At 58.2% G+C, this 12,730-nt stretch carries 12 protein-coding genes; 5 read left to right on the top strand and 7 right to left on the bottom strand.

Annotated elements, in window-relative coordinates:
- Positions 1 to 113: 113 nt before the first annotated feature.
- Positions 114 to 581, top strand: a complete 468-nt coding sequence (locus EKN83_RS04990; RefSeq protein ID WP_126800446.1) for a YlaC family protein — start codon at positions 114 to 116, stop codon at positions 579 to 581.
- On the opposite strand, the gene EKN83_RS04985 is transcribed toward EKN83_RS04990, so the two are convergent.
- Positions 553 to 2,013, bottom strand: coding sequence for a PLP-dependent aminotransferase family protein (locus EKN83_RS04985; RefSeq protein ID WP_126800445.1), 1,461 nt, complete (start codon positions 2,011 to 2,013; stop codon positions 553 to 555). The genes EKN83_RS04990 and EKN83_RS04985 overlap by 29 nt on opposite strands.
- A gap of 101 nt (positions 2,014 to 2,114) precedes the next feature.
- Here EKN83_RS04985 and EKN83_RS04980 point away from each other — a divergent pair, with 101 nt between their 5' ends.
- Positions 2,115 to 2,825, top strand: coding sequence for a GNAT family N-acetyltransferase (locus EKN83_RS04980; RefSeq protein ID WP_126800444.1), 711 nt, complete (start codon positions 2,115 to 2,117; stop codon positions 2,823 to 2,825).
- Here the strand turns inward: EKN83_RS04980 and ykgO are convergent.
- Positions 2,822 to 2,962 carry a type B 50S ribosomal protein L36 gene (gene ykgO / locus EKN83_RS04975; protein WP_003859006.1) on the bottom strand — a complete coding sequence of 47 codons (141 nt, stop codon included), beginning with the start codon at positions 2,960 to 2,962 and terminating at the stop codon, positions 2,822 to 2,824. The two genes, EKN83_RS04980 and ykgO, sit on opposite strands and share 4 nt — an antisense overlap.
- Positions 2,963 to 2,964: 2 nt before the next feature.
- Complete coding sequence (locus EKN83_RS04970) at positions 2,965 to 3,225, bottom strand: type B 50S ribosomal protein L31 (protein WP_045285245.1); 261 nt, start codon at positions 3,223 to 3,225, stop codon at positions 2,965 to 2,967.
- Between the two features lie 219 nt (positions 3,226 to 3,444).
- Here EKN83_RS04970 and EKN83_RS04965 point away from each other — a divergent pair, with 219 nt between their 5' ends.
- Positions 3,445 to 5,010, top strand: a complete 1,566-nt coding sequence (locus EKN83_RS04965; protein ID WP_095449307.1) for an EAL domain-containing protein — start codon at positions 3,445 to 3,447, stop codon at positions 5,008 to 5,010.
- Here EKN83_RS04965 and EKN83_RS04960 read toward each other — a convergent pair.
- Positions 5,003 to 5,275, bottom strand: a complete 273-nt coding sequence (locus EKN83_RS04960) for a metal/formaldehyde-sensitive transcriptional repressor (RefSeq protein WP_024906840.1) — start codon at positions 5,273 to 5,275, stop codon at positions 5,003 to 5,005. The two genes, EKN83_RS04965 and EKN83_RS04960, sit on opposite strands and share 8 nt — an antisense overlap.
- 136 nt (positions 5,276 to 5,411) lie before the next feature.
- Between EKN83_RS04960 and EKN83_RS04955 the strand changes: the two genes are divergently transcribed.
- Positions 5,412 to 6,227 carry a nickel/cobalt efflux protein RcnA gene (locus tag EKN83_RS04955; protein ID WP_126800443.1) on the top strand — a complete coding sequence of 272 codons (816 nt, stop codon included), beginning with the start codon at positions 5,412 to 5,414 and terminating at the stop codon, positions 6,225 to 6,227.
- A 35-nt stretch (positions 6,228 to 6,262) separates the two neighbouring features.
- Here EKN83_RS04955 and EKN83_RS04950 read toward each other — a convergent pair whose 3' ends face one another.
- The 3 genes from EKN83_RS04950 to EKN83_RS04940 all read right to left on the bottom strand — a co-directional run bounded on the left by EKN83_RS04950 (position 6,263) and on the right by EKN83_RS04940 (position 11,212).
- On the bottom strand, positions 6,263 to 9,349 hold the full coding sequence (locus tag EKN83_RS04950) for a beta-galactosidase (protein WP_126800442.1): 3,087 nt from the start codon (positions 9,347 to 9,349) through the stop codon (positions 6,263 to 6,265).
- A 103-nt stretch (positions 9,350 to 9,452) separates the two neighbouring features.
- Entirely contained in the window at positions 9,453 to 10,523 is a 1,071-nt protein-coding gene (locus tag EKN83_RS04945) for a LacI family DNA-binding transcriptional regulator (RefSeq protein WP_126800441.1), read from the bottom strand.
- A gap of 77 nt (positions 10,524 to 10,600) precedes the next feature.
- Entirely contained in the window at positions 10,601 to 11,212 is a 612-nt protein-coding gene (locus tag EKN83_RS04940) for a YczE/YyaS/YitT family protein (protein WP_025756161.1), read from the bottom strand.
- Positions 11,213 to 11,298: 86 nt separating this feature from the next.
- On the opposite strand from EKN83_RS04940, the gene EKN83_RS04935 reads away from it, so the two are divergent.
- On the top strand, positions 11,299 to 12,720 hold the full coding sequence (locus tag EKN83_RS04935) for a PLP-dependent aminotransferase family protein (RefSeq protein WP_126800440.1): 1,422 nt from the start codon (positions 11,299 to 11,301) through the stop codon (positions 12,718 to 12,720).
- The last annotated feature ends 10 nt before the right edge of the window (positions 12,721 to 12,730 follow it).

Genomic DNA, 12,730 nt, shown 5'->3' with positions numbered 1-12,730 from the left:
CTGGGGAGCCAACTGTTATGGTCTTTTAGCGCCAGACTGTTACTTTTTTCAGCCTGATGGCTCCCCTAAAATTGGCGGTCACCCTGTATTGTCAACTCTCATGAAGGCAAAAAATGACCGAGATACAGCGCCTGCTCATCGCCACCATCGACGATCTTAACGTCCGCGAAAAGCGCGATAATCGCCCGCGCTTTAGCATTAGCTTTATCCGCAAACATCCTGGCCTGTTTGTCGCCATGTATGCCGCCTGGCTGGCGACGCTTATTGTGATGCTCAAGTCCGAAACGCTGGTGGACTCCGTCTGGCTGCTGGTGGTGCTGTTTGTCGTCTTTAATGCCTTTTTCTTTTTTGACGTGAACCCGCGCTACCGTTACGAAGATATCGATGTCCTCGATTTCCGGGTCTGCTACAACGGCGAATGGTACAACACGCGTTTCGTACCAGGGGAGCTTATCGACAGCATCATGCACTCTCCGGCAGTGGAAACCGTGCAAAAAGAGAAGCTGCAGAAAATGGTCTCGACTAAAGGCCAGCTCTCTTTCTACGATGTTTTTACCCTTTCCCGCCCTGCTGCTGCGTAATGAGCGCCTGAAGACGTCGGATCCCCGACGCAAACTGCGAAGCAGAGGTATTGCCGTAACCTAACACCAGACCGGTTTTCCCCTGCTTCGCCTCCAGGTAATACCCGCTCAACGCAGCGGGTGCCAGCTGAAACGCCCTCGCCTGCGCCACCAGCTTCTGGTCGTCAATCCCGTCTATCGCCAGCGTCAGATGCATGCCGCCTTCACCCGCCAGAATGCGGTGCGGGGTATGAAGCTCTGTGACCAGCACTTCCCGCAGCTGGCGGTAGCGTTTGCGATAGAGCCGACGCATGGCGGCGAGATGGCGGGCATAATGACCCTCTTCAATAAACAGCGCCAGGGTACGTTGCTCCGCGCGATGCCCTCCGCGCAATAGCGAGCCAATGGCCGGACGAGCCGCTGTCGCCAGCGCTGGCGGCAACACCATGAATCCCATTCTGAGCGACGGAAACAGCGTCTTACTGAACGTTCCCAGATAGACCACGGGAGCATTCGCCACCATTCCCAGCATCGCCGGTACGGGCTCACCGGCATAACGGAATTCGCTGTCGTAGTCGTCCTCAATAATCCAGGCGTTATGCTCTCTGGCCAGCGCCAGCAGGGCCAGACGCCGCCGGGCACTGAGCACGCTCCCGTAAGGAAACTGATGTGAGGGTGAGGTAAAAATTAACGCGGGAGAAGGCGCATTCAGTCCCTCCCAGCACATTCCCTCGTCATCCACCGGGATCCCCCTCATCGTCAGGCCGGATTTAACAAACGCGCTTTTTGCCCCACTGTAGCCGGGGTTTTCTACCCAGGCGATATCCCCCGGCTCGCTCAACAGCATCGTGCACAGGTTGACGCCCTCAAGCGCGCCTTCAGTGATCACTATCTGGCTGGCGTCACAGTCAATGCCGCGGGACAAGGCAAGGTGCCGGGCAATCGCTGCCCGCAGCGACGGCTCGCCGGCGGGGTCGCCGTAGCCTAACAGGGCGCTTCCCTCCTCCCGCATCACGCGGTCATACAACCGCCGCCATAGCGGCAGAGGGAAATAGTTAATGGCGGGTGTCCCCGGCGTAAAGGCAAGAACCGGGGTATCCCGCGGCACCGGTGCAGGCAGCAGGCTGACCCGTCTGGCAAGCGTGATGGCAGGGTCCGGCAATGACCTCGGGACAGCACGCTGAGCAAACAGTGTTACCCGCGTTCCCTGGCGATTACGCTGCAGATACCCTTCGAGGGTGAGCTGGTCCAGCGCCGCATTGACGGTATTGCGGGAAAGGGAGAGCTGCCGGGCCAGCGTGCGCGAACCGGAAAGCTGGCAGCCGGAGAGGAGCCTTCCGCTCAGAATGGCCTCCCGCAAAGCCAGATAGAGCGTACGCTGGAGCGTCTCCTCGCCACGTTTTTTCAGCGCTGCATTGAGCAAGGTATACAGTTCATCACCCGGAATATTCATCTCACCTCCTCGTGGCACTATCAAAACATAACCTGGTGGTTCTTTTTAAGGAACCAGCAATTCATTAGTCTGAAACTCTTTTCAACGTCACGGAGATGAAGATGAATACAATCAATCAGTTTGGGCAGCCTGTGGGCGAACCGCTTATCGACTGGCAACCCCGTCCACATCCGTCCCGGGTGGTACTTCAGGGTCGTTACTGCCGGCTTGAGCCGCTGCGGGTGGAGCATGCTAACGCGCTGTTCTGCGCGTATGCGCAGGCCGAAGATACCCGCAGCTGGACGTGGCTGCTGCGTGAGCCCGATGCCACCGCAGAGGCGTTCGCCGGATGGGTCGCGAGCGTGAGTGAGTTATCCGATCCCATGCACTTTACCGTCATCGATAACCAGACCCAATCTCCGGTCGGCACGCTGGCCCTGATGCGGATCGATCCTAAAAACGGCGTTGTGGAAGTGGGGCACGTTCACTTCTCTCCCCTGTTAAGCCGCACGCCTATGTCAACAGAAGCGCAATATCTGCTGATGCAGTATGTTTTCGATACCCTTGGTTACCGGCGTTATGAATGGAAATGCAATAGTCTGAACGAACCGTCCCGCAAAGCGGCCCTGCGTCTGGGTTTTCAGTTTGAGGGGCGTTTTCGCCAGGCGCTGGTGACAAAAGGACATAACCGGGACACCGACTGGTTTTCAATCCTCGACAAAGAGTGGCCGGCGCTGGCAAGCGCCTTTGAAGGCTGGCTTGCCACCGACAATTTTACTGCCGATGGCAAACAGAAAAGATCCCTGGAAAGCTGGCGAGAAACACGCGTCTAGCGTCTTTTTTTACGTCCCTGAACCGCCTTAAAACGCGGATTAGATTTGCAAATCACATATAAGCGTCCCTTGCGTTTGACTATCTGGCAATCCGGGTGACGCTGTTTTGCGCTACGTAATGAGTTAAGTACCTGCATGATTAGCCCCGCTTCGCATTGATAAAACCGCCATAACGCTTACGGAAGCGCGCTGCGCTGCCATCCGTGGAGAACGTTTTCTGCTTGCCGGTATAAAACGGGTGCGATTTTGACGAGACATCAAGGGTGACGTACGGATACGTTTCACCATCGAGCTCAATTTCGCGGTCGGTGCTAATGGTTGAGCCAATTTTAAAATATTCATTGGCGCTGGTGTCGTGGAAGACCACGGTACGATAAGCGGGATGGATATCTGGTTTCATCATAAACCTCTTATGTTTTGTTATAACATAACAAAATAATATCCAGGCCAGGCTGTAAAAACAACCCCTCTATCAGGGTGATATTTTCGGGTTTCCCTGACATAAAATGAAAACCATGCCATCCACGTGCTATAACTATATCATTTCGCGGTAAAAACTTTCTCTTCAGGCAGGGAACTCAGTGCTCAGGAGCGGGCATACGAGGAAGGAAACGACAGCATGAAAACCCGACATCTGGTCAGTCTGGTGACCGGCATACTTATCTTTTCTGTGCTGGTCCCCATTTGCCTGAGCATCTGGCTGGCTCATCGCCAGGCAGAAGATAAATTTGTCGATGCCCTGGATAACTATGCCTCACGCGTGCTGATACGCACCGACAGGGTCGTGGATCAGGCGAAAGAAGCGCTCGATCACCTGCAGGCCTTTGAGGGCGTGCCGTGTAGCCCGTTGCAGTTAAGGGAGATGCGACGGGTCGCTTTCTCGTGGCGATATATCCAGGAAGTGATTTATATCGACAGCCTCAAACCGCTCTGCTCCTCCCTGGAGCAAACCAGTCATGCGTCCCCTTTCCCGCCGCCGATGCGCATTACCGAAGATGGTTACAGTGCATGGCTGACCACCCAAAACGATCTTGGGTTTAATCACTACATGGCTGTGCTGGGTAAAGGACATTATCTGGTCATGGTCGATCCGGCTTCGCTGGTGGATGTGATCCCTTTCGGTGAGATAGCGATTGATGCCGCCCTGGTTGGAAGTGCAACACGCCGCATCTTCGCCAGCAGCAATACGCTCGATCCGCACATCCGGGACATGATCAAGGGTCAGGAGATGACCAGCGTACAGTACGACGGTTCGATGTATGTGATGAAGCCCGTCCCCGAACTGGGGTTTACCGTTGTCGCATGGGCGACGCTCAAACCGCTGGCTGAAACCTGGCACCGGCAGCTGCTGTTCTGGCTGCCCTTCGGCATCCTGATAAGCCTGCTTGCCGCGCTTTTTGTCCTGCGGATACTGCGTCGCATCCAGTCGCCACGCAATCGCCTGCTTGACGCCATTAACAGCCGCGATTTTGTGGTTCACTATCAGCCCATCGTGGCGCTGTGTAGCGGGAAAATTGTTGGCGCAGAAGCGCTGACGCGCTGGCCCCAGCCAGACGGAAGCAGTCTTTCTCCTGATATCTTTGTGCCGCTGGCCGAGCAAACGGGGCTCATTTCGCAGCTGACGCAGTTGGTCATCGAAAAAGTATTTGAAGACATGGGCCACTGGCTGCATCTGCACGGCGACCAGCACATCTCCATCAACCTCGCCCCCGCCGATTTAACCTCCGGCACGCTGCCGCCGCTGCTGAGCCACTTGCTGAATAAGTGGCAAGTCCATCCCAGACAGATCGCCCTTGAGTTAACCGAGCGTGGCTTTGCCGATCCTCAAATTAGCGCGCCGGCTATCGCCGCATTCCGCCGGGCGGGCCATCCTGTCTATATTGATGATTTTGGAACGGGCTACTCCAGCCTGAGCTATCTGCAGGACCTTGATGTCGACACGCTCAAGATTGATAAATCATTCGTGGATGCGCTGGAGTATAAAAACGTGACGCCGCACATTATTGAAATGGCGAAATCGCTGAAGCTGGCGATGGTCGCGGAGGGAGTCGAAACCGCAGGGCAACTCGCCTGGCTGCACCGACACGGCGTGCAGTATGGACAGGGGTGGTACTACAGCAAAGCGCTGCCCAAAACGGAATTTATTCTCTGGGCAGAACACAACCTCGAAACGCACGCTACTTAAGATAAGATTTGATCACCTGCAACACCACGCCAAGATCGGCTTCACGCTGCGCTTCTTCGGGCTCTTTTACCACGTGATCGGTTAAATGCCCTTCGATCACCTGCATCATCATGCCGTTAACCGCGCCACGGATCGCCGCCAGCTGCTGTAGCACCTCGGCGCATTCGTGATCGCTGTTCAGCATTTTCTCCAGAGCGTTACTCTGCCCCTGAATTTTCTTCAGGCGGGTCAATAACATTTTCTTGTCGCGAACGGTATGTGACATCGGACGATCCCTTCTCTTCTTTGGCATTCAAAGCATATCACGCTCTACTCCCCCTGAGTATTTTTCTACTGGGGGGTAGTATTAATCTACTGGGGGGGAGTACTATCTGAGCACGCTTTCCTCTCCGGAATTTCCCATGAACGAATTTGCTTCACTTCTGCAGCAGGGCAATGCCTGGCTGTTTGTTCCCAGCGCTATTCTGCTCGGCGCGCTACACGGCCTGGAGCCGGGCCACTCAAAAACGATGATGGCGGCCTTTATTGTGGCCATCCGCGGCACGCTGAAGCAGGCGGTGCTGCTCGGTCTGGCAGCCACACTTTCCCATACGGCAGTAGTCTGGGTTATTGCCATGGCCGGATTATGGTTTGGTCGGGGCTGGGATGCGCATACTTCAGAGCCGTGGTTTCAGTTGATCTCGGGAGTCTTGATCGTCCTGATCGCCCTGTGGATGGCGTGGCGGACCTGGAAAGAGAGCCAGCCGCACGATCATCATCATCACCACCATGACCATGACCATGACCATGACCACCAGCATGATCACCACCACGAACTTCCGCTGGTTGATGAGGAGTGGCAGGACGCTCACCAGCGCGCCCACGCGCAGGATATTAACCGGCGCTTCAGCGGCCAAAACGTCACCACCGGACAGATCGTGGTGTTTGGCCTGACCGGCGGGCTCATCCCCTGCCCGGCATCCATCACCGTTCTTCTCATCTGCCTGCAGCTCAAGCATTTTGCCCTTGGCGCGACGCTGGTGTTCAGCTTCAGTATTGGTCTGGCGATCACCCTGGTCGCTTCCGGCGCGATTGCCGCCTTAAGCCTCAAACATGCGACAAAACGCTGGCCCGGGTTTAGCGAACTTTCCCGAAAAGCGCCGTGGATCTCCGCTGCGCTGATTACTGTTGTAGGGATTTACATGAGCCTGCACGGCCTGAGCGGGATTCTGGGGTAAGCAGGCGGCCACGCCCTGTGGCCGCCTCTCACGGGTTAGTTAAGCGTCTGCCGCCAGTTGAAGGTATAACGCAGCTGGCGTTGCTGGAGGATAAATTCCGGCGAGACGCTGGGGCTCCAGGAGTCGTCGCCGCCCACGCCCATATGGAATGCATCAAGATTGAGCCAGCATCCGGGCTCTGCACGCAGCAGATGCTGATGGGTTGTCTCTCGCAGCTGCTGCTGGCTGTAGCGGCTCACCGAGAAATGGAAGCGGCCATCCAGCTGATGCGTTCCCAGCACCAGCTCGCGGGTATCACAGCGCAAGCCATTTTCCGTCGGGAAGATATACGGCGTATGCATGGCCTCCAGGGGCAATATCCAGCGCCCCTGCTGTGCCGCCAGCTTTCGGTCCGGATAGTTTTCATGCGGGCCCAGACCCAGCCAGCGAACGTTGTCCGGCGTTTCGGCGAGATGCACGCACAGGCCAACGCGCGCGGGTTCCGGGATATCGGACGCAATATCCACCTGAATATCGCCGTGCAACCTCCCCTGGCTGTCCACGCGCCACACCTTACGGCTCAGGAACAGCGCTTTTCCGCGATATTCCCAGGCATGCAGCGTCGTCACTACAGCCTCATTGGCACGCTGCTCGCCTTCACAATGCAACACCCGCGGGGTTAAATCGTACATTCCCGCCGCCTTCCAGCGCTCAACCCATGCATCAGGATCAATTCGCGTGGCCTCGCTTACGCCGATATCATTATCCAGCGGCGCGCGGGTAAAGTTATCCCTCAGCGGTGAACGCAGCGTTTCAACGCCATTGTTCAGCCACTGCGTCAGGTTTCCTGAAGCACGATCGAAAAGCCATCGCTGCTGCCGGTGCGTCAGGATCAGCATGGCGTCGCTTTGCGTCAGCACCGGCGGCTCACCCACCGGGTCAGACTGTGCGATAAACAGCGGCGTCGGGAGCTGCCACTGCGCCCAGGCACAGCGATGGTTGGCAGGTGACCACAGCATCGCCCGCGGCTGATAAACCTCAACGTTCAGCCAGACTTCACCCGGTTCAGCCTTTATCTCTGGCAGGGCGATCTCCAGACGCTGAGCGCCTTCAGGCGCCATCGCGAGCGTCACCTCGCCCGAAGCCAGCACCTCCCCGTCCCGGGCAACCGTCCATCTCAGCACCTCGTTATCGGTGTGACGGAACAGGTAGCCGCTTTGCACCTCTATCACCAGCGGAGAGGTGCTGACCCGCGTAAAGGTGAAGAATTGCTGTGCGCGTTGCGCCTCATACAGTGCCGGATGCGGTGTGCGATCGGGGAACACCAGCCCGTTCAGGCAGAACTGCCGGTCATTCGGTTTATCGCCAAAATCACCGCCGTAGGCCCAGAAGGCGTTGCCCTTTTCATCTTTCTTCGTCAAAGCCTGATCGACCCAGTCCCAGACAAACCCACCCTGCAGGCGAGGATGGCTGCGAAACGCCTGCCAGTATTTCGCGAACCCGCCGAAGCTGTTACCCATCGCATGTGCGTATTCGCAAAGGATCAGCGGCCGCGTTTCATCCGGCATGCCGATCCATTTCTTGATCGACCATTTCGGCACCGCCGGGAAAGGCTGATCCTGATCGACACGGGCGTACATCGGACAGACGATATCCGTCGCCGCTGTATTCGCCCCACCGCCTTCGTATTGTACCGGGCGCGTCGGGTCCGTGGATTTCACCCAGCGATACAGTGCGTCGTGGTTTGCGCCGTGCCCGGACTCATTGCCCAGCGACCAGATGATAATGGAGGGGTGATTACGATCGCGCTGCACCATGCGGGTCACACGCTCGCTCATGGCGGGCAGCCAGCGCGGATCGTCAGCAAGACGGCTCATCGGCACCATGCCGTGGGTTTCTATATTGGCTTCATCAACAACGTACAGGCCATAGCGATCGCACAGCCGGTACCACAAGGGGTGGTTCGGGTAGTGCGAGCAGCGCACGGCGTTGAAGTTGTGCTGTTTCATCAGTTCGATATCGCGACGCATCGTCGCTTCGTCCATCACCTGGCCGTTTTCCGGATGATGCTCGTGCCGGTTAACCCCGCGGATCAGCAGGGGTTTACCGTTGAGTTTCAACAGGCCGTTGCTGATTTCAACCCGGCGGAAGCCAACGTCGCAGGCTTCACTCTCCAGCACGTTGCCCTGCGCATCGCGAAGCGCGATCGTCAGGCGATAGAGTTCCGGCGTTTCCGCACTCCATAACGCGGGGGACACCACGGGGATTGCCGCCGTTAACCGCTCGGCCCAGTTTCCGCGTTCATCCACAATGGCAGAGCCAGGCTGTTGGGTGACACTTGCACAGCGCTCACCGTTGCGCCACAAGCTAATCGCCACGTCGCACGCCGCGAAGTCAGCGCCCGCCAGCGCGACCTCCACGTTCAGCACCGCGCGGTCCAGATCCGCGTTCAGGTCGGTAACAACATGGTAATCCGCAATGTGCGTCTCAGGCTTATGCAGCAAGGACACATCGCGGAAAATACCGCTCATGCGCCACATGTCCTGATCTTCCAGATAACTGCCGTCGCACCAGCGCAATACCATGACCGCGAGGCGGTTCTGCCCGGGGCGTAATGCCGTTGTCAGGTCAAATTCAGCGGGCAGTCGACTGTCCTGCGAATACCCTATCCACTGCCCGTTGCACCACAAATGAAACGCCGCGTTCACGCCGTCAAAAATAATGCGGGTTTGCCCGGCCTGTAAGACGTCCATGTCAAATGTGAGCGAGTAACAACCGGTAGGATTTTCTTGCGGAACAAAAGGCGGGTTAACCGGTATCGGATAAGTCACATTGGTGTAGACGGGCGTGTCAAACCCCTGCATCTGCCAGTTAGACGGCACGGGCATGGCCACAGCATCTGCGCAATCTTCGGTGACCCATGCCTGAGGAACCTGCTCGGGGGCAGCAAAGTAGCTGAACCGCCACATCCCGTTGAGGCAGCGCCTGCTGACAGATCCGGCGTCATCCCGGGCGGATTGTTCATCACGCCAGCTGTATAACGGAGTGTGTGCCGCCAGACGGTTCCACTGGGTAACTCCGGGGTTTTCCCAGTCACGTCGGGCGAGAATGGCACTGAGGGTCAGCGATGGAGTATGGGACATAGTAACCTCTTTGCGAAGCGCTCACAATTTTAGTTAACATGCCCTGGCATCCGATAACGGTAAAGCGATCGTTTGCGGGGTAGCGAGTCAGATCACAAAAGTCTTACTTGCGGGCCAGCTGCTCCGCCAGTAGTGCCAGGCTTCTGAGCTGTTGCGCCAGCGTCTCGTGCTCCGCTTGCAGGGGGGTGTGGCGCGCGCTGGAGTGGCGGGTCACCAGCGTCACCGGCAGCTGAACCTGCCAGCACGCTTCGTCCCCGGTGGGCGCCAGCAACCACTCCACGCTGCGTTCGCCTGCCTCGCGAAACGCCTGGCGAATGGTCGTCAACGGTGGGGAAAACCAGGCGCTGTCCGCCGTATCGTCGAACCCGACCACGGATATCTGACCCGGGATCGCGATCCCTTTTTCCGCGCAGGCGCGCATCACCCCGAGGGCCATTTGATCGTTGGCCACCAGAATCGCATCCGGTAATGCCGGCGCAGATAACAGCAAATGCCCCTTCTCATATCCGCTGGCCGCGCTCCAGTCACCGTAGGCCACGGCGGCGGCGTTAAGACCCGCCCTTGCCAGGGCCGCTTTCCAGCCCGCCAGACGTGCCCGTGCGGAGACCGAACTTTCCGGCCCGCTCAGCAGGGCAATGCGCTGATGCCCCAGCGAAAGCAGATGCTCAACGCCCAGACGTGCGCCCTCCGCGGCATTAAAGACGAGACTATTGACCTGCGCTGAAGGGGAGACATCGAGAAACAGCACCGGGACAGGCAATGCCAGCGCCCTGAGCTGTTCGGCATGCGGATCGTCAAGCGGAACATTCACCAGCAGCGCTTCCACGCGCTGCGCCAGCAACGCCTGAATCGCGGCCTGACACTGGTGCGGCTGTTCCACCATCGAAATGAGGACGCTCGCCCCCTGTTCTGCCGCCCGGGATTTCACCGCCGAGACAATTTGCGAAGGGGCGTGCAGGGCCAGATCGGTGGTGATGAGCCCCAGCGTGCGGGTGCGTTTCCCCGCCAGTTGCTGTGCCCGAAGGTTAGGCACGTAGTGCAGCTCCGCCATCGCCTGCTGCACCTTTTCCCGGGTGCGGGCAGACACATGTTCCGCGTCGTTAATGACGCGGGAAACGGTCTGATAAGAAACCCCCGCAAGGAGGGCGACATCATAGAGTGTGATTGCTTTCATGCATGCTGGCATCGCGTGTTTCGGAGGTCCTATTCTGGCACAGCGACGCCCTGAAAAACATGTGAGCGCTTCGCAAATTAAACAACCCGCTCCGGCTGGGGGATGTCCTCAATCCGCGGCTTCTGACGGAACCAGGGCAGACAGAGCTGGATAAGCGGGCCAATCGTCAGGGCATACAATACGGTTCCCACTCCAAACGTGCCGCCAAGCACGCAACCAATCAGCAGGACAGACACCTCAATGGAGGTACGCACGCTGCGAATAGACCATCCCATCCGGGCATGAATGCCGGTCATCAGGCCATCGCGCGGGCCCGGGCCGAAACCGGCTCCGATATACATGCTGGTCGCAATCGCGTTCATCACAATCCCGCCCACCAGCAGCGTGAGTCGAATGGGCAACGAAATCACCTCCGGGATGAATGCCATGCTGGCATCCGCCGCCAGACCAATACAAATCACATTACTGATTGTGCCGAGCCCCGGCATCTGACGCAGGGGGATCCACAGCAGCAGCACCGCGGCACCGGTTAAAATGATCACCGTCCCGATACTCATCCCCAGCTGCATCCCTACCCCAAGGTGAAAAACATCCCAGGGATCGACCCCTAAATCGGAACGAATAAACATCGCGGTGGAAAGACCATACAGCCCCAGACCGACATACAGTTGTAGCAGACGACGTACCATTTTTCGCTTCTCCAGTGAACCAGGCTTTCATCCTGACCTAAAATGGCACTATGATTAATGTCCAGTTTTCAAATAGTGGACTGCATATGTCATCACGCCGCTTCGGAAGCCAGTCTCTGATACGCCTGTTAGGCCACTGGCAGCAAACCTCTTCCCGCACCCCGCTCTGGCGTCAGCTGGCCGATGCATTGCGTCTGTTAATCCTTGATGGCCGGCTGGCACTGAATACGCGGCTGCCGGGCGAGCGCGAACTGGCCTCTGCGCTGGACGTAAGCCGAACGACCATCAGCAGCGCCCTCGCCCATCTGCGTGAAGAAGGTTACCTGGAAAGCCGTCACGGCAGCGGGTCACGCGTGATCCTCCCGGATACACGCGCCGTTCCCACCCTCTCAGCGGCGAGCGCCGCACAGGATCTCTCCACCGCCGCCCTCAGCGCCGGACCAGAGATCCACCAGGCGTATACCCATGCGCTCACGGCCATTACGCAGCACCTCGCGCTGACGGGCTACGACCAACTGGGGCTGCCGGCACTGCGGGAAGCCATTGCTGCGCGCTATACCGCGCGGGGTCTTCCCACCCGTGCGGATGAAGTGATGGTGGTGAATGGCGCCGTCAGCGGCTTTGCGCTGGTGCTGCGGATGATGACCGGACCGGGGGATCGCGTCGTGGTTGATCATCCCACCTATCCACTGGCGATTGCCGCCATCCAGGGGGCACAGTGTCGGCCCGTGGGGGTGTCGCTGCCGGAAACGGGCTGGGATACGGACGGCTTCGCGGCAACGCTTGCCCAGACAGCGCCGCGGCTGGCGTATCTGATGCCAGACTTTCATAACCCGACCGGGCGATGTATGGATAGCGCCACTCGTCAGGCCATCACCGATATTGCCGCACAAACCCGTACGGCACTGGTAGTGGATGAGACGATGGTGGATCTCTGGTTTGATTCGCCTCCCCCACCGCCGCTGGCCGCCTTTAACCCGCAGGCCACCGTCATCACGCTGGGCTCTGCCGGAAAAAGTTTCTGGGGCGGGCTGCGTCTCGGCTGGATCCGCGCCTCCTCGCGTACTATCGCCACGCTTGCCCAGACGCGGGACACGCTGGATTTAGGATCGCCGCTGCTGGAGCAGCTGGCGACGCTGTGGCTCATGAACAACAGCGAGACGTTTCTGCCCGCACGCCGGAAGATGCTGGCAGAGCGACGCGATCGCTGCGGTGACCTTTTGCGTGAACATTTCCCGGAGTGGGCATTTCATGAAGCGGAAGGCGGGCTTTCTTACTGGATAGAACTCCCGGGCATGCTGGCAACGCAGCTTGCTGCGCGAGCCGAGATTCTGGGGATTAACCTGGGGACCGGAACGCGATTTGGTTTATCGGGCGCGTTTGACCGCTACTTACGCATGCCCTTCTCGCTCGAACCGACAGAACTTGAGCAAGCATTGCTGCGGATCAAACCGCTATGGCTTGCTCTGAATAAAAACGTGCCGCCGGTGAAACGCAGCGTCATTTAATATTTAAAAG

This window comes from Enterobacter sp. WCHEn090032, from assembly GCF_003986875.1.
Lineage (GTDB): Bacteria > Pseudomonadota > Gammaproteobacteria > Enterobacterales > Enterobacteriaceae > Enterobacter > Enterobacter sichuanensis.
Note: the sequence above shows the minus strand (reverse complement) of the source record. Positions and strands in the feature narration are given on the sequence as shown.